The organism is Bradyrhizobium centrosematis, from assembly GCF_045571495.1.
GTDB classification, from domain to species: domain Bacteria; phylum Pseudomonadota; class Alphaproteobacteria; order Rhizobiales; family Xanthobacteraceae; genus Bradyrhizobium; species Bradyrhizobium centrosematis.
Genome location: NZ_CP120703.1, coordinates 7,204,138 through 7,219,128 on the forward strand (window position 1 = coordinate 7,204,138; position 14,991 = coordinate 7,219,128).

Annotated in this window: 18 protein-coding genes; 8 read left to right on the forward strand and 10 right to left on the reverse strand. The window is 64.8% G+C overall.

The features are described from left to right. Positions 1 to 72 precede the first annotated feature (72 nt). Together P6U31_RS33980 and P6U31_RS33985 are read right to left on the reverse strand one after the other, a co-directional pair. Entirely contained in the window at positions 73 to 525 is a 453-nt protein-coding gene (locus P6U31_RS33980; protein WP_407185964.1) for an NUDIX domain-containing protein, read from the reverse strand. A gap of 231 nt (positions 526 to 756) precedes the next feature. Then, complete coding sequence (locus P6U31_RS33985) at positions 757 to 1,230, reverse strand: hypothetical protein (protein ID WP_407185965.1); 474 nt, start codon at positions 1,228 to 1,230, stop codon at positions 757 to 759. Between the two features lie 459 nt (positions 1,231 to 1,689). On the opposite strand from P6U31_RS33985, the gene P6U31_RS33990 reads away from it, so the two are divergent. The 3 genes from P6U31_RS33990 to P6U31_RS34000 all read left to right on the forward strand — a co-directional run bounded on the left by P6U31_RS33990 (position 1,690) and on the right by P6U31_RS34000 (position 3,703). Beyond that, positions 1,690 to 2,166 (forward strand): hypothetical protein, encoded by a 477-nt coding sequence (locus tag P6U31_RS33990; RefSeq protein ID WP_407185966.1) that lies wholly within the window; start codon positions 1,690 to 1,692, stop codon positions 2,164 to 2,166. Between the two features lie 84 nt (positions 2,167 to 2,250). Continuing rightward, a complete protein-coding gene (locus tag P6U31_RS33995; RefSeq protein ID WP_407185967.1) occupies positions 2,251 to 3,273 on the forward strand; it encodes an LLM class flavin-dependent oxidoreductase in 1,023 nt (340 codons plus the stop codon). A 31-nt stretch (positions 3,274 to 3,304) separates the two neighbouring features. Beyond that, complete coding sequence (locus P6U31_RS34000) at positions 3,305 to 3,703, forward strand: VOC family protein (RefSeq protein ID WP_407185968.1); 399 nt, start codon at positions 3,305 to 3,307, stop codon at positions 3,701 to 3,703. 15 nt (positions 3,704 to 3,718) lie between these two features. Here P6U31_RS34000 and P6U31_RS34005 read toward each other — a convergent pair whose 3' ends face one another. Both P6U31_RS34005 and P6U31_RS34010 read right to left on the reverse strand, forming a co-directional pair. Further along, positions 3,719 to 5,038 carry an aminotransferase class V-fold PLP-dependent enzyme gene (locus P6U31_RS34005; protein WP_407185969.1) on the reverse strand — a complete coding sequence of 440 codons (1,320 nt, stop codon included), beginning with the start codon at positions 5,036 to 5,038 and terminating at the stop codon, positions 3,719 to 3,721. A 171-nt stretch (positions 5,039 to 5,209) separates the two neighbouring features. Beyond that, complete coding sequence (locus P6U31_RS34010) at positions 5,210 to 5,368, reverse strand: hypothetical protein (protein WP_407185970.1); 159 nt, start codon at positions 5,366 to 5,368, stop codon at positions 5,210 to 5,212. A gap of 434 nt (positions 5,369 to 5,802) precedes the next feature. On the opposite strand from P6U31_RS34010, the gene P6U31_RS34015 reads away from it, so the two are divergent. From P6U31_RS34015 to P6U31_RS34035, 5 genes are all read left to right on the forward strand, one after another. Further along, positions 5,803 to 6,150 carry a DUF1236 domain-containing protein gene (locus P6U31_RS34015; protein WP_407185971.1) on the forward strand — a complete coding sequence of 116 codons (348 nt, stop codon included), beginning with the start codon at positions 5,803 to 5,805 and terminating at the stop codon, positions 6,148 to 6,150. Between the two features lie 70 nt (positions 6,151 to 6,220). Beyond that, a complete protein-coding gene (locus P6U31_RS34020) occupies positions 6,221 to 6,628 on the forward strand; it encodes a hypothetical protein (protein WP_407185972.1) in 408 nt (135 codons plus the stop codon). A 229-nt stretch (positions 6,629 to 6,857) separates the two neighbouring features. Continuing rightward, positions 6,858 to 7,364: a hypothetical protein gene (locus P6U31_RS34025; RefSeq protein WP_407185973.1), complete on the forward strand. Its 507-nt coding sequence runs from the start codon at positions 6,858 to 6,860 to the stop codon at positions 7,362 to 7,364. A gap of 58 nt (positions 7,365 to 7,422) precedes the next feature. Beyond that, positions 7,423 to 7,776 (forward strand): hypothetical protein, encoded by a 354-nt coding sequence (locus tag P6U31_RS34030; protein WP_407185974.1) that lies wholly within the window; start codon positions 7,423 to 7,425, stop codon positions 7,774 to 7,776. A gap of 76 nt (positions 7,777 to 7,852) precedes the next feature. Continuing rightward, the gene (locus P6U31_RS34035) at positions 7,853 to 8,278 is read left to right on the forward strand and encodes a hypothetical protein (protein WP_407185975.1); all 426 of its coding nucleotides are present in this window, start codon (positions 7,853 to 7,855) and stop codon (positions 8,276 to 8,278) included. Between the two features lie 52 nt (positions 8,279 to 8,330). Here P6U31_RS34035 and P6U31_RS34040 read toward each other — a convergent pair whose 3' ends face one another. The 6 genes from P6U31_RS34040 to P6U31_RS34065 form a co-directional block, all read right to left on the reverse strand. Next, positions 8,331 to 8,789, reverse strand: coding sequence for a hypothetical protein (locus P6U31_RS34040; RefSeq protein ID WP_407185976.1), 459 nt, complete (start codon positions 8,787 to 8,789; stop codon positions 8,331 to 8,333). 8 nt (positions 8,790 to 8,797) lie between these two features. Then, positions 8,798 to 9,019 (reverse strand): hypothetical protein, encoded by a 222-nt coding sequence (locus tag P6U31_RS34045; protein ID WP_407185977.1) that lies wholly within the window; start codon positions 9,017 to 9,019, stop codon positions 8,798 to 8,800. A 95-nt stretch (positions 9,020 to 9,114) separates the two neighbouring features. Then, complete coding sequence (locus P6U31_RS34050; RefSeq protein ID WP_407185978.1) at positions 9,115 to 10,674, reverse strand: hypothetical protein; 1,560 nt, start codon at positions 10,672 to 10,674, stop codon at positions 9,115 to 9,117. Between the two features lie 80 nt (positions 10,675 to 10,754). Further along, positions 10,755 to 11,894, reverse strand: coding sequence for a glycoside hydrolase family 5 protein (locus P6U31_RS34055; protein ID WP_407185979.1), 1,140 nt, complete (start codon positions 11,892 to 11,894; stop codon positions 10,755 to 10,757). Between the two features lie 2 nt (positions 11,895 to 11,896). Then, a complete protein-coding gene (locus tag P6U31_RS34060) occupies positions 11,897 to 14,074 on the reverse strand; it encodes a GumC family protein (protein WP_407185980.1) in 2,178 nt (725 codons plus the stop codon). Between the two features lie 163 nt (positions 14,075 to 14,237). Then, complete coding sequence (locus P6U31_RS34065; RefSeq protein WP_407185981.1) at positions 14,238 to 14,894, reverse strand: LysR family transcriptional regulator; 657 nt, start codon at positions 14,892 to 14,894, stop codon at positions 14,238 to 14,240. Positions 14,895 to 14,991: the final 97 nt, after the last annotated feature.

The following is a 14,991-nucleotide window of genomic DNA, read 5'->3' on the forward strand; positions in this document are numbered from 1 at the left end:
TCGGCCGTGGGATACGGCAGCGACGGGCCAACAACGGACGTCGCAGTTGCGGAGCAAATCGCAACGACGATCTCATATCCGAGGGCGCACCGTCTCCAGAGCTTTCAGAGCCTCCACCACCGAATTGTAGATCAATTGGTCATCCGGCTTACGGTTCTCTTTGAGCTTCTCCACGTTCGTGCGATCAACCCAGAGAGTTTCTGACACTTTGTCGGTTTCCAGAGTTGGAGTTGTGAGATCCCCGTCGACGGTCACGATGAACTGTCGTTCTTCGTAGGGTGTCGGCCCATAGCTCCAATACTTAGGTGTTAGCTCAAGAACGATGTTTTTGAGGTACCAGCCGGTCTCCTCATGTATTTCGCGGCGCAGAGCAGAAAGAACGTCCTCGTCGTCTCCGACGTGCCCGCCGATTAAGTCCCAACACCCGGGAAACAAGCGACGGGTTGACGAGCGCCTTTGCACAAAGACGCGCCCTCGACCATCAACGACCATCGCGTCCGCAATAAGCTGCTTTCTTGATGGCATTTTGTCGGTGTCGGGTGCGGTATAGATTGGCCTTTGCGGCGTCCACTTGAAGCCGACGGCTTGGCCTCAAGGTCCAATTTTTAATCCGGCTGTTCGAGGTCCGCAACGGGTCAAAAGTGCCGATTTGGCTGGTAACTGCCCATGTCCGATCAACTCTCGACTTCAGACATGGCGCGGCACCGCCGGAAGCGACGCGATGGGCCAGAAGCGGACGTACGTTCGGATGTCCCGTCACTGACCGGTCTCGTTCTGTCTTCGAATTAGAGACATGTCCGAGACGCGGGCAGTGATACGCAATCCGTGCTGTCTAAGAACACTCCATCCGGCCCATAACCCGATCAGGCCGAAGAGACTGGCCGCAGGAAGAACCCAGGTCATTCGTCTAGCGCCCAGCGTAGCGGCCATTGTCGCGCAGAATACAGCGACCAGCACGCCGGGAAGGACGTATGGCCAGTTTCCTAAAACTCCGTCCAACCCTCTTCGGCCGATGAGCAATACTGCAATCACCCCGAAGCAACTCATGCCAAAAAGAAGGACATTCCCGCCAGTATCGAGCACAAGGCTTACTCCGTGCTGTGGCATGGAGTGGCCTCCCAGCACGTGTTCGTAAAGACGAACGCCCGAAGCATAGGTCATAAGAAGACAGAACAACCCGAATACGAAGCCGACCGTCTTCAAGAGAGGCCTTGCCGCCTGTACTTCCATGCCCGGCACCCTTTCACCGCCCCACAAAGCTGCTTGAGGCGTTCAACTAGAGCCCACTTTGGGTAGAGCGCACCGGTGAATTTCCCGCTCATGTCCTTGGTTAAGTTCAGGTTGCCGAAATCGCGTAAGGGCGTCAGAGATCACACCACTCCATCTCACTTCTGCAATGGGTCAAGAGCAGCGGTCGTCACTCGCTCAGTCGATGTCCGGCTTCCCTCCGACAGCAGACATGACGATGAGCCTCTTGGCACTCAGTTCGCGGCCGCCAATCCACCATCTTCGGACGGCGACGCACCGTCTGCTCACCGACGTGAGCGGCGGCATCCTCCGCGGCTGCAGGAGCAGCGCCGACGTTAACCCTGTCGGCAAATGATTCGCCGGTGGCAGGCAATCGCCGACAAAGTTGCCTTATTGGCGCGGAGAATTCCGGGCCGCACTCACCTGCGTTAGAGGCGCGTTATGTTGAAAATGGCGTTGTTGGGCCTCCTCATCCTGTTGAGTGCGGGAGTGCTGTCGGCAATGGAGCTGAACGCTCCACCGCGTCGCGTCGTCGCTATCAACCAGCCGCGCGCCGAGCAGAGCGCAAGTGTCTCTGCATCACATGACGCGTTGCCGAAGGCCGATCGCCTCGAGGTTGCCACCGTGAGCAGTGCGATGCCCATACAGGCTGCTCCAGTCGATAATCCCGTTGCTCCGCAAGTCATCCAAGGCGGCTCGTCCGCGCCGGAAACGATCGCCCATCGTCGGCGCGACGCGAAGCCGATCGCGACCGCCGAACGTCCCAAGCCGAAACCCAAGCCGAAGCCAAAGGCAATTGCGGCCAGGCCAACTGCCGATGCTCAGCGTGCAAAGGCCGCCAGCGGGGCCGAGCCCTGTCGACTCAAGGCGTTCGGCGGCCTGCTCAAGGCGTTGAACTTGACCGGTTGCGAAATCTGAAGGCCGCTTCAGGCGGGGCAGATCAAGCCATTTTCCCTCGGCCAACGTCTCGCAAACTGTTCCGATCATCCATATGTTGCCCTCATGAAAAAGATCGGATTCCTCTCCTTCGGGCACTGGACGCCCTCGCCGCAATCGCAGACGCGCTCTGCGCGCGACACGCTGCTGCAATCGATCGAGCTCGCGGTCGCGGCCGAGCAGCTCGGGGCGGACGGCGCCTATTTCCGCGTGCATCACTTCGCGCGCCAGCTCGCCTCGCCGTTTCCGCTGCTCGCGGCCGTCGGGGCCAAAACCAGCAGGATCGAAATCGGCACGGCCGTGATCGACATGCGCTACGAGAACCCGCTCTATATGGTGGAGGACGCCGGCAGCGCCGATCTCATCGCCGGCGGGCGGCTGCAGCTCGGCATCAGCCGCGGCTCCCCCGAGCAGGTGATCGACGGCTGGCGCTATTTCGGCTACCGGCCGGCCGAGGGCGCGAGCGATGCCGACATGGGCCGGCGCCACGCCGAGGTCTTCCTCGACCTCTTGCGCGGCGAAGGCTTTGCCGAACCCAATCCGCAGCCGATGTTCCCCAATCCGCCGGGGCTGTTGCGCCTGGAGCCGCATGCGGAAGGCCTACGCGAGCGGATCTGGTGGGGCGCCGGCTCGAACGCGACCGCTGTGTGGGCGGCCAAGCTCGGCATGAACCTGCAGAGCTCGACGCTGAAGAACGACGAGACCGGCGAGGCCTTTCATGTGCAGCAGGCGGCACAGATCCGGGCCTATCGCGCTGCGTGGAAGGAAGCCGGCCACAGCCGCGAGCCCCGCGTCTCCGTCAGCCGCAGCATCTTCGCGCTGATTGACGATCGCGACCGCGCGTATTTCGGCGGCGAGCGCGGCAGCGAGGACCAGATCGGCTTCATCGACCCGCGCACGCGCGCGATCTTCGGCCGCTCCTATGCCGCCGAGCCGGACATGCTGGTCGAGCAGCTGCGGCAGGACGAAGCGATCACTGAGGCGGATACGCTGCTGCTGACGATCCCGAACCAGCTCGGCGTCGACTATTGCGCACATGCGATCGAGGCGATCCTGAAGCATGTGGCACCGGCGCTGGGGTGGCGGTGAGGCGAGCAGCAATCCCTCGCAGGGCTGGGCGATGACTCAGCACCTTTCCCTCGTCAGTCTCGTGGTCGCCGACTATGATGAAGCGATCGCCTTCTTCACGCGCGCTCTGAACTTCGAGCTTTGCGAGGACACGCCGCTTGGTGGCGGCAAGCGCTGGGTGGTCGTGCGGCCCCGAGGCAATCCTGGTTCTGGTCTGCTCCTGGCGCGGGCGGACGGTCCGGTGCAGACGGCGCGCATCGGCGATCAGACCGGAGGACGGGTCTTTCTGTTTCTGGAGACCGACGATTTCGAGCGCGATCATGCGCGCATGATGGCCGCCGGCGTGCGGTTCATCGAGGCGCCACGGCATGAGGCCTATGGCATCGTGGCGGTTTTCGAGGATCTCTATGGCAACCGCTGGGACCTGATCCAGTCCATCAAACGCAGCTGACGCCGCGTCGCTCCTTCACCCTGTCTTCGTCCCCGTGATGACCGCCAGCGCCTCGACGAGGCGGTCGAGATCGGCCTCATCGGTGAAGAGCGCCGGAGTCACGCGGATGCACTGGCCCTTGGCGACGCCGGCCCGGCGCACCGTCAGGATCTTGTGGCCGTCCCGGAGCTTCGCCACGGTCGCCTCGTTGTCAGCCTTGCTGGTCTTGCCGGCGAGACGAAACGAGGTGATCGCGCCGTAGGAGCCGACTTCGTCCGGCGTCAGGATCTCGATGTCCTTGAATCCGCGGGCGCGGCTTACCCAATAGTCGCGTAGGTAGCGCAGGCGGGCCTGCTTCGCCGCCGCGCCGATTTGCTGATGCAGCGCCACGGCGGTCGGCACCGTCAGCACCGTGGCGAAATTGACCGTGCCGGTATGGACCCGCGAGCGGATGTCGCTCTCCGCAAAGTCCTCGTCGCCCATGTCGCGATCGATCGCGGCGAGGCGATCCTTCTTGATGTAGAGGAAGCCGACGCCGAGCGGCGCGCCGATCCATTTGTGCAGATTGAAGCCGACGAAATCGGCCTCGAGCTCACTCACCTTGAAGTCGATCTGCCCCCAGGAATGCGCGGCGTCGACGATGATGTCGATGCCCTTGGCCTTCGCCATGCGGGCGATCTCGGCCACCGGCATCACGAAGCCGGTGCGGTGGCTGACATGGGTCAGGAGCAGAAGTCGCGTCTTCGGGTTGGCCTCGATGGCGCGGGCATAGGCGTCGAGCACCGCCTGGCGCGTGGCGGGCTCCGGCACGTCGAACTTGACCACGTCGACGCCGCGGCGCGCACGCAGCGCGTTCATCGCATATTGCATCGAATCGTAGTCGAGGTCGGCATAGAGCACGCCGTCGCCGGGCTTCAGCCTGTTGTAGCCGCCGATGAGGAGCTGCAGCGCTTCGGTCGCGCCGCGGGTGAGCGCGATCTCCTCGGGCAGCGCGCCGACCGCCTCTGCCACCTTGGCCCGCACGGCCTCGAAGTCCGCGCCGGCACGCAGCCGCGCGTAGTAGGTGTTCTGATAGTTGACCATGTCGGACTGACGGATGAACTCGCGCCGCACGGGCTCGGCCATGATGCCCCAATAGCCGTTCTCGAAATTGACGATGTCGGGCGTCACGGCATAGAGCTGCTTCACGTCCGCCCAATAGACTTTGTCGGTCGGCAGCGCGCCGGCCGAACCGGTCGGCTGCGCCGGAAGGCCCTCAGCCGCCATCGCGGGCGCCGCAAGCGGCGCCACCGCTGCGGCCACAAGGCCCTTCAGGAGCGACCGGCGCTCGGACGAAATCGTTTCAGTCAGGTGCATATCAGCCTCCACAATGCGCGGCGAAAGGAGCAGCGATCAATAGAGGGCGAATGACAGGGCGGTGACAGTTCGATGATGGGGGCGCATCCTACGACAGTTCGATCACCGCCTTGACATCGGCAAGCTCGGGACGAGGTATTGCCCCGCGGCCAAACGGCGGCTGGCACGGTCTCAAAATAGCGCCGCGCTGAAGGCCTGTTTGTAGATCATGGCGGCGACAAGGGAGAGCAGCAGACCCGAGGCGGAGAAAATCACGAGCACCTTGAGAGTCTCGACCTCGACAGTCGTTCGCGTCGCACGGGATATTGCCCTTGCCAATGCAGCCATCATCGCCAGCTCCGAACCAGGCCGCGCGGTGGCGAGGCCTCGTTCATCTAACCTCATCGGACAACTTTGCGTGTGAAGCAGATTACAGGTGAGCTGGCGGCTGCGCTGAAGGTAACCCGTCGCAACCTTGCACCGGCACGATCGTCGGTTCGGCCGCGCGTACTCTATAAACAGGCAAATTGCGCGGCCCCGGCTTTCTACATCGCAGAAGCCGGGGCCCTCCGCATTCAGTGCATGTGGCCGATCAGATAGATGCCGCCGCCGACGACCAGGATGGCGGGCACGGCCCAGAGAATCAATACAGGCATTTTCCTCTCCTCCAATCACTGCTCCCGTAACGCAACGGGAAAAAAAGGTAGATGTTCCGCCGCAGACGGAACGGGAAGGCCGATGGCGAGTTCATCGCAGCGCCGCATAAAGCGGCGAGGGAGAATGCAATGAAGAAATTCCTGCTGATATCGGCCGCCGCGCTGCTCGTGTCGACCGGCGCGATGGCGCAAACCACCGTCACGACGACGACGACCGGTGCGGCGCATGGCGCTGCCGTGCAGATCGAACCGGAATATCGCACCAAGATCCGGTCCTACGTCACCGAACACAAGATCCGCCCCGTCGAAACGCGCGAGAAGATCGTCGTCGGCTCGCCGGTGCCGCGGGACGTCGAGCTCGCGACTGTTCCGAGCGACTGGGGTCCTTCGCTCACCAAATATCGCTACGTCTATTCAGGCAGCCACGTGATGCTGGTCGATCCCGAGACCCGCATGGTCGTCCAGGAAGTCGACTAACGCCGCCACGCAGCGGGCCGCGGAGAAGCGGCCCGCCTGCATCGCACCCGTTCTTGCTGCGGTAGCTTCGATGCCCATCGTTCGCTACGTCCTGTTTGCCGGCGCCTTCATTGTGGCGCTGCTGTTCGCACTCGATCGCTCGCTGCCGCCGCTCGCCGAGCTCGCCTCGGCGCCCGCGGTCGACCGCAGCATCATTCGCATCCACTCCGCGCGCACCTGGCCTGAAAAGATCATCTTCGACACGTCCAGCCAGATCGCGACAGCCGTTTCCTCGCCCCTGTTTGCCGGCCAGCAGCCGCAGGACGATCATGCCGGCCATGCGTTCGCGATGGCTGCGCCGCAGAAGCCGGAGACGAAAACGCCGCCGGCATCCCAGCCGAACGCCGCTCACGGGACGAGCCTTCGTTCGAAGCGCACTGCGCGTGCCGCCTCTTCGCACCGCTCTTATGATCGTCAGGCGATGGTCGGAGCATTCTGACAGCTGCCGGCGTCGGTCCCGGCATCGCGCGCACGAACTGCTCGCGTTCGGCGCAGATGAACATTGAATGAATGAACGAATGCGATGCGCGCCGCGCTCGGGCCGGAACTCCCATCAGCACTGAATCGATGCGTCAGCGTGTCCGACGCAAGGAACGTTTGCACGATTACCAATTTATCCCGAGCCTGCTTTGGCGATTTGTCTTTGCAAAACCTTGGAGGAGATGGACATGAGGACCCTGAAGCTTTCTGCGGCTGCGGCCGCGCTGCTGGCCGGCACGGCACTCGCTGTTGCGCAATCGAGCTCGACGGTCGGCACCGGCGGTTCGTCGGCGGGCGGCGGCACCAGCAACTCGACCGTCGGCACCGGCGGCTCGGCGGCTGGCAGCGGCACGGGCAGCGGCTCGGCCTCGACGCTTGGCACCGGCGGCTCGTCGGCGGGCGGCGGCACCAGCAGCTCGACCGTGGGGACCGGCGGCTCCGCAGCCGGCAGCGGCACGGGCAGCGGCTCGGCCTCGACGCTCGGCACCGGCGGCTCGTCGGCCGGCGGCGGCAAGAGCTCGTCCAGTGTCGGCACCGGCGGCTCGGCCGCGGGCAGTGGCTCGACCGTCGGCCAGTCCGGCTCGTCGAAGTCGCCGGGCATGGGCGACGGCAAGTCCGGCAGCCATGCCAGCGAGATGGGCCTTGAAAAGGGCAAGGGCCACAACAAGGACGAGTGGAAGAAGGACAAGAACTAGTCCGATCCCGGGAGCGGCCGCGTGCCGCTCCCTTCGTCCATGTTGAGGAGGAGCTGCCATGAACAAGTCAATCGTTGCGATCGCGGCACTGGTTCTGATGGGCGGCGCTGCATCGGCAGAAACCATGGAAAAGACTGGCAAGACGTCATCGGGCGAGACCTGCAAGGTCACCGTCGAGAAACATGCAGACGGCAGCATCAGCGCAGTCGGCGCGTCGGGTTCGGGCACCACCGGGTCGACGGCGTCGAGCGGTTCGCTTTCGAGCTCGAGCTCGGCCGGCGGATCGTCCGTTCACGTGCAGGCGGGCGGCGGCAACGTCTCGAGCTCCTCGTCGACGGCGGGCGGCCCTGGCACGACCAGCGCCAGCACCATCACCGTCAACGGCTGCACGATCTCGACCTCGTCACCCTAATCGTTCGCGCATGATCGTTTCGGAAAAGCGCTGAGCATTTGTCCGGATCATGCTCCAGACCCAGAGAGGATTGAACATGAGAAACCTAGTCATGACCGCAGCGGCTGCGGCTCTGCTTGCCGCCTCACCGGTTCTCGCGCAGACCAGTATCACCGGCGGAAGCGGTGGCTCGGCCGCGGTGGGCGGCACCTCGGCCTCGACGGTCGGCACCGGTGGCACGTCCACCTCGGCGACGGGCCGCACCGGCTCGTCGATCGCGGCCGGCGGCAGCGCCGCTGCCGTAAGCGGCAAGACGCAAACCGGCGTCAGCATGAACAAGGGCAATGGCCCGGTGATGAACTCGAATGCCCGAGCGCAGGCCCATGAGGGCGGCACGTTCAGCCGCTCGCATACGCGCACCAAGGTCAAGGCCGGCGAAGAGGTGGGCTCGACCACCAAGACGATGTCGCATGTGCCGGGCTCGAAGCCGACGATGTCGACCACGTCAACGACCGCACGCTAACCCTCACGACCTGCTGCCCGACTTGCTCGGGCAGCTCTTTTTCTTGATCCGCTCAGTCGGCGCTCAGGCTGCGGCTAATGCGCGTCACGATGGGGTCCCATTGGCGCTTCTCGGCCTCGGGATAATTGATCAGCACGCAGTGCACATAGGCCCGAGAAAAATTGCAGCGATCGTACCAGATCGTGTCGCGCTTGATGCTCGAGACCACGAAGAAGTCACGCGCCACGCGCCTATAAATGATTCCGGATGGTGGATTCTTCCTGGCCAGGAATTCCGCCGGCGAAAGACCCTGCCGATTCGAAACGGCCTGTATGGTGAGATCGGCCCTGCCGTCGGCCGTACGAAATTGCTGACCGTAACCATCGGGCTTGCCGGCCACCTCCGTGAACAGCGACGCGGGAATTTCGACCGACGTTCCGGTCTCGGCAATCCGATAGCTGGTCCAGATATCGGCCCGGGCGGCAGACACCATGGCAAGCAGCGCCAGCGTGGCAGCGAGTGTGGTTCTCATGTCCCGCCTCATCCCTTGCGCGGCATCAGTTGCAGCTCCATCAAGGCGATCCGTTGCAGATCGGCGACGTTGCGCTCGCCCGCGCCCGCGGTGCGCAGGATGGATTCGGCGAGTGCGTTGACGTGCGAGGCATGCACTGGCTCCGGCAGGCTCGCAACCGCAGCTTCCAGGGCGGTCGTCATGATCTCGATCACCTCGGGGGAAAATGCAGCGTTGGAAAAGTTCTTCATCGCGCAAGCCGGCCGCTGATGCGGACCGCGGCTCAACGTCGGGAAAAAGTGGAAGTTCCTACCTGCCGTCGGAAGGCGCGCCGGCGGCCGCCGAGCTACGTCACGGGCTGGTAGCGCCTGATCTGCTCGAGCCCTGCATCCTCGCTGGCGACCGCCTGCATTCTCTCATGGCTGCCGATGACGAGGCCGGAGAGCGAGAGCATCAGGCCCAGCGCGAGCGGCGCGAACAGGGCCTCTTCCTGAAACAAGCCGTTGAGCAGCACGACCAGGACGCCGAAGCCGGCAAGCCCCTGCGTCAGGTAGCCCGACGATGCATAGAGACGCCAGGCCTTGAGCGCCATCGCGAAATAGAAGGCCAGCGGCACGAGGGCGGCGATGCCCATCTGGTACAACAGCACGCCGATCGCGCTCTCGACCGCGCCGTCGATCGTCCCGGCCGCCTGCGCGGCACTCCAGTCGATCGAAAAATAGCTCTCGGACAGATTGCCGCCGACGCCGAGGCCGCGGCCAAGCGGCTTCTCCAAAAATCCGTTGAGGCCGCCCATCAGGCCGATGACGTGATAATCGCCGATCTGCAGGCCGACGCGGACCGCCAGAATCGCGAACCCGATCAGGCCGAGGAAACCGAGCAGCAGCGTCAGCACGGCGCCGAGCAGCCGGGTCGAGAGCCAGGCCGCGGCCACGAAGATCACCACGATCAGCGCGCCCTTCACGCTGCAGAACACCAGGAGCGGCAGCGCCGCGAGAGCCAGCAGCGGACGTCCGACCGAGAACAGGAACAGCGCGAGAAAGCCGATCCCGTAGGCGAAGCTGATCGGGTGCATGTTCGGGCCGTGGATGCGCAGCATCTTCGACAGGCCGAAGCCTTCGAGCAGCGGCGTGTTCAGGAAGTCGAAGCTGAAGCGATCCTTGAGGTCGACGGGCACGTTTCCGGTGGCCCGCATCTCGGCTTCCCAGACGCCCGAATGGGTCGCCTTGAGCTCGTCGAAACCCCAGAACGTATAGCCGTTGGTGATGGCCAGCCAGACGTCGCGGAAGGCGAGCTCGGCATAGCCGCAACAGATGAGGATAACCGCGAGCGTCACCAGGAACGGCGTGATGCGCACCTCATAGGTCGCCGCCGTCAGAAGCGAGAGCTGGAACAGGAACAGCGGCAGCACGATGTTGCGCAAGTAAACCGCGGCGGGCTGTCCGTTCTGGCTGAAGCCGATCGCGAAATACAGCGACACCACGGCGAGGGTGACGACGCCCCAGCGCATGATGCGGTTGACCTCGGCCGATTGAGTCCGCTGGCCCAGCACGTAGAGGCCGAACGTCGCCAGCCACATGACCGAGCAGACGAGAAAATTGTAGCCCTTGATGAAGTCGAGATCGGACGGCAGCGGCACCAGCGGCGACAGGATCGAGACGAACAGATTTTGGAAGAACAGGACGAAGATCGCGATCGCCGGCGCATAGGTCGGGACCGCCAGAACGATGGCGATGCCGACGAGGACCTCGACGGCGATGGCCAGCGCCGGATTGGCCAGATGCAGGACCGGCGCAAAGCCGATCGTTGCGGTGGCGATGCAGAATGTGGCGGCCAGCTCGCGCCAGGCCGGCGGCGACGTCACGGCCTGCACGCTCTGATCCTGCGGTGAGTAGCGGGCGCTCATCAATCGTCCTTCGGCATCGCGCGAAAGAGACGATAGCGGGGCGATGTGTAAGGATTCGTTAACGATAGCGGAGTGCACCGTCAGCGCCGGCCGGGCTGCGGTGCGCCGAGCAGCGCCCGCATCACGTCGGGATCGGGCCTGCCGGTAGTTCGGTCGACGAGGCCGAAGCCCTGCGCCAGCTCCCAATGCGTCCAACCCCAGCAATGGTCGCGGGCATAAGCTGTGACCTCGGCCAGCCAGCGCAACCGGCTTTCCCTGGGCGCGCCGGCTTTCAGCACGCCGAATTCGTTGACGATGATCGGACGCGCGAATTTCTGCTGCCATGCGAGCGCGGGCGCGAGCCAGCGATCGACGCTTGGTCTGTCCTTGGCCGCGGCAATCGCCGTGTCGAGCATGCCGAGCGCCTTGGTCGCGCCCCGATCCTGCAAGTCCTGGCGCAGCGCCCGAACCTTGGGATCGCCGGCGTTGATCGGGTAAGGCAGATCGATGATGTCGTGCAGCGGATCCTGCGCATCCCAATGGGCCTGATGGGTGAACACCATGGGATCGTAGAAGTGGATGGCATAGACGACCTCGGGATCCGGCAGCGGACGGAAGCTCGGCAGCGAGTCCGCCCGCTGCCAGTTGACCGGACCGACAATGAGGGTCGTGGTGGGAAGCAATCGGCGCACGACGGCGGCGAGCGTCTCGACCTCCCTCTGCCATTTGCCGGCGTCGATGTCGGGCTCGTTGAGCAGCTCGGCGAAGACGCGATCAGCCGGATAGAATCGGATGACCTCGGCAAGGCCGCTCCAGGCCTTCTGCATCTGTTGCAACGCCGCGTCCGGATCATCCTTGTGCAGGCGATTGAAGCGTTCGCCGGGATGAAGATCGACGGACGTTGCGTAGCCGAGCGCGGTGAGCTGCTTCAGTGCCTTGTCGAGCACGCGCAGCGTCTCGTCGCGCTCGGCCTTGGCAGCGAAACGGGGCATCACGCGCTCTGCCGGCACCGGCAGCCGGACATGGCTCATTCCCGACTTGCGCAATTGCTGCAGCAACTCGCGGCTTGGCAACTCGCCGTTGATCCAGCCGTCGGCATTGAAGCCGCGCGCCAGCGCGGCAAGCCTTCCCGGCGCAACCGTCTGCGGCACCGGCACGCAATCGCTGGCGACGGCCGGCGGACCGAGCGAGATCGACAGCAGCATCGCCGCAGTCAGCAGGCGACGGCGCGATGCGGCCATCGTCAGACCGCAAGGCCTAATGCGCCGCCCTCGGGCTGCGGCGCCTGCGAGCCCGCGGGCGCGTGATTGACCACGAGCCCCGTTGGGACAGTCTCGTACCGCGACAGCGCCGCAGTCACGCGGCGCATCGCCGCCGAACCGAGCTCGCCGGCGCGCGCCACCAGGACGATCAAATCCGCATGCGCCGCCAGCGCGATGGCGTCGGGCTGCAAAGCCAGATCGCCGGCATGGACGATGATCAGATCGAACTCGGACCGGATGTCGTCCTCAGGTCTCGCATCGGCTTTGCGGCCGGCGCTCAGCAGCTCGTCGATCGACTGAAGTCCCGCCGTGGTCGAGCCGTCATTCCATTCGGTCACCGGCGGCTGGTGGCCTGCGAATTCGCCCTGCAGGCGGATCAAGACGCTCATCATGGCGCGTTTCACGGCGGCGCGATTCAGCGAGCGCGCAACGGTGTTGCCGCCGGCGCTCTTGCCAACCGACAGCACGAGGGCGACCTTGCAACCGCGCACCGGCACGCGATCGATCCGCTCGAGCAGCGGCCCCAGATAGGCCCCGAGATCGAGCTCGGCCGCGCTCGCAATCGGCTTTTGCCAGACGGTGTTGGTCGCGGTCCCCGACGCCAGTTCGGGGATACGGGCCCAGACCGGAAGCCGCGGTATCGCCTCGGGCCGGTCCACGGCAGCGGCCGGAGGCTGAACTTGTGGCGGAGCCTGCGGCTGGACTTGAGACTGAACCTGCCGGGGTTGCGTGCCCGTCACGGCTACGTGGATGGGCGCCTCAAGGGGCGCGGGCTGGGCTGACATGGTCGTCATGACGGCAACGGCAGCCGTCGATGTCAGCAGCGAGCCGATCGCCAGCGCTGCCAGCAGCAGAGCGAGCGGCGGGCGCGTCGAGCGCAGCGGCGGGATGGCCGCCGAAGCGACCTTGGTCTGCGACGCCTGCAGCTGACGCTGCTCGTTGGTGGTCTTGAACCGCGACAGGAACTGCTCGTAGATGTTCCTGTTGGCATCGGCGTCGCGCTGCAGCTCCTGCAGCTTCACCAGCGCCTGGCCGTCGACCAGCATCTGCGTCTCGACCGCCTTGAGCTGCTTTTCCAGCGCGTTCTGCTGCTCCAGCTGGGCCTCATATTCGGACTTGGCGGTATCGATGTTCTTCTTCCGCTCGACCTCGATCTGGCGGTTGATATCGGCCAGCTGGCTGTAGGAGATCGCGAGGTCGGGATGGCGCTCGCCATACACCGCCTTCTTCTGCGCGATCTGGTCGTTCAGGGCCGAGCGCTGCGCCCGCAGCATGCTGAGCAGATCCTGCTTCACCGGCCCTTCGACATTGGCCTTGAGGTCGCGCTGCACCTGCTCGTAGCGCGCCTTGGCTTCCTCGGTGCGAAGACGCGCCGCGGAGACCTGCTGATTGAGATCGGTCACCCGCAATTGCTGCGTGGTGGAATCCTTGCCGGCATTGAGGATCTTGTGCTCGAGCCTGAACGCGGCGACGGCGTCCTCCGACGCGCGCAGGCGCTCGCTCAACGTGTTCAGCCGATTCTTGAGCCAGTCGGCGGCTTCGTCCGTGGCCTCGGTGCGGACGCGGCCCTGGCTGGCGACGAACGCCTCGGCGATGGCGTTGGCGTAGTAGGCGGCCCGGTCGGCGCGGTTCGAGGTGAAGGAGATCGCAATGACATAGGTGAGCCCGCGACGCGTGATCTCGAGGCGGTTGCGGAACTTCTCGAGCAGGCGCGTCATGTCGGTGTGACCACCCGCGATATCATCGTCATCCGCGATCTTGAGCTGCTCGATCAGGGGGCGGAGAAAGCCGTCCGATTTGGCGATCTCGATCTGGCTCTGCAGCGCAGCGGCGTCCTGGCCGATGCCGGGCAAGACGTCCTGCTCCGTGGTGATGCGCAGCTCCCGGGGATCGAGGACGACCAGGGCCGTCGCGGCATAGCGGACCGGCAGAACCATCAGGGCGAGCACGCCGAGGGCGAACAGCGCCAGCGCCAGCGTGAGGATGCGCCGCCCGTTCTCGCGCAGGAAAGCGAGCGTTCCGGAAACGGTCAGCGATCCCTTGAGCAGCGCCGGCGCGGCACCGTCGGGCCTCAATCGCGCAGCCCGCGGCGATTCCCACGAAGCCGCGGGCTCCGTCGGGGCGATGCTTCGCGGAGATACGCGGCTACCGAACGCCATGGGCTCTATTCGAAATCAACTGACAGACGAAGCTCAGAGGCTTTCGACACCGTAAATATCCATGGTTAACCGGCCGTTACGGCGGTCGCGCGACATCGTCATGACGCAAGGATCGCTATGCCGCCCCATCTGAAGTGATGCAAAATGCCTGCGAACAGCCCTTTCAGGCGGAAAAGAACGGCTTGGACGGTCTGCGTGCCGCGCTTGCCGTGCCGGCAACCAGCGCCACCCCGGATTTGCCCGGGCGCTCGAGCTCGCCATCGCCGAGCAGGCAGGACCGCAGGGTTTCGATCTCCGGACAATCGGTGGTGCCGAGCGGGCCGATCAGGAAGCCACGCTCCAGAGGCTCGCATTTGTAGCCCGGGCAACGCTGCACCCGGTCCGCGATCACGACGTCGACCTTGCCTTCGAGCAGCTCGTGCAGCCCGGCTGGTTGGCTGATGCGAATGGCGAGCTGTGGCTGGGCGCGGCGGAACCGAGCCAGGCGCGCGCGCAACCCGTCGACGGCAAAACTCGCGTGAAGCCCGATATGCAGCAGACTGGTGACACCCTCAGGCTTGAGTTCGGCGGTGGCCTCGGCAAGGCAGCGAAACGCCTTTCGGACCTGCGCCAGATAGGTTTCGCCAGGCGAGGTCAGAATGATCTGCCGCGTTCGCCGCTCGAACAGCTGCACGCCCAGCCGCTCCTCCAGCAATCGGACTTGCTGGCTGATCGCGCCGGCCGTGACGTGCGGCTCGTGGGCGGCCTGCTTGAAGCTGAGATGTCGGGCGGCGGCCTCGAAGGCGCGCAGGGCATTGAGTGGCGGCAGCAGATACGTCATGGCCGGCTCCGGGCGATGCGGGGAGACCGGCAGGATGCATGAGTTTTGCTCGCGCGACAAAAGAGAAATCCTGCTTTGTCACCGCCAACGGCGGGCG

Coding starts and splice junctions, on each gene's coding strand:
- P6U31_RS34030 (WP_407185974.1), top strand. CDS start 7,423: ATGAACAAGTCAATCGTTGCGATCGCGGCACTGGTTCTGATGGGCGGC.
- P6U31_RS34015 (WP_407185971.1), top strand. CDS start 5,803: ATGAAGAAATTCCTGCTGATATCGGCCGCCGCGCTGCTCGTGTCGACC.
- P6U31_RS34060 (WP_407185980.1), bottom strand. CDS start 14,074: ATGGCGTTCGGTAGCCGCGTATCTCCGCGAAGCATCGCCCCGACGGAG.
- P6U31_RS34040 (WP_407185976.1), bottom strand. CDS start 8,789: ATGAGAACCACACTCGCTGCCACGCTGGCGCTGCTTGCCATGGTGTCT.
- P6U31_RS34045 (WP_407185977.1), bottom strand. CDS start 9,019: ATGAAGAACTTTTCCAACGCTGCATTTTCCCCCGAGGTGATCGAGATC.
- P6U31_RS33985 (WP_407185965.1), bottom strand. CDS start 1,230: ATGGAAGTACAGGCGGCAAGGCCTCTCTTGAAGACGGTCGGCTTCGTA.
- P6U31_RS34025 (WP_407185973.1), top strand. CDS start 6,858: ATGAGGACCCTGAAGCTTTCTGCGGCTGCGGCCGCGCTGCTGGCCGGC.
- P6U31_RS34055 (WP_407185979.1), bottom strand. CDS start 11,894: ATGGCCGCATCGCGCCGTCGCCTGCTGACTGCGGCGATGCTGCTGTCG.
- P6U31_RS34050 (WP_407185978.1), bottom strand. CDS start 10,674: ATGAGCGCCCGCTACTCACCGCAGGATCAGAGCGTGCAGGCCGTGACG.
- P6U31_RS34020 (WP_407185972.1), top strand. CDS start 6,221: ATGCCCATCGTTCGCTACGTCCTGTTTGCCGGCGCCTTCATTGTGGCG.
- P6U31_RS33980 (WP_407185964.1), bottom strand. CDS start 525: ATGCCATCAAGAAAGCAGCTTATTGCGGACGCGATGGTCGTTGATGGT.
- P6U31_RS34005 (WP_407185969.1), bottom strand. CDS start 5,038: ATGCACCTGACTGAAACGATTTCGTCCGAGCGCCGGTCGCTCCTGAAG.
- P6U31_RS34010 (WP_407185970.1), bottom strand. CDS start 5,368: ATGATGGCTGCATTGGCAAGGGCAATATCCCGTGCGACGCGAACGACT.
- P6U31_RS33995 (WP_407185967.1), top strand. CDS start 2,251: ATGAAAAAGATCGGATTCCTCTCCTTCGGGCACTGGACGCCCTCGCCG.
- P6U31_RS33990 (WP_407185966.1), top strand. CDS start 1,690: ATGTTGAAAATGGCGTTGTTGGGCCTCCTCATCCTGTTGAGTGCGGGA.
- P6U31_RS34035 (WP_407185975.1), top strand. CDS start 7,853: ATGAGAAACCTAGTCATGACCGCAGCGGCTGCGGCTCTGCTTGCCGCC.
- P6U31_RS34065 (WP_407185981.1), bottom strand. CDS start 14,894: ATGACGTATCTGCTGCCGCCACTCAATGCCCTGCGCGCCTTCGAGGCC.
- P6U31_RS34000 (WP_407185968.1), top strand. CDS start 3,305: ATGACTCAGCACCTTTCCCTCGTCAGTCTCGTGGTCGCCGACTATGAT.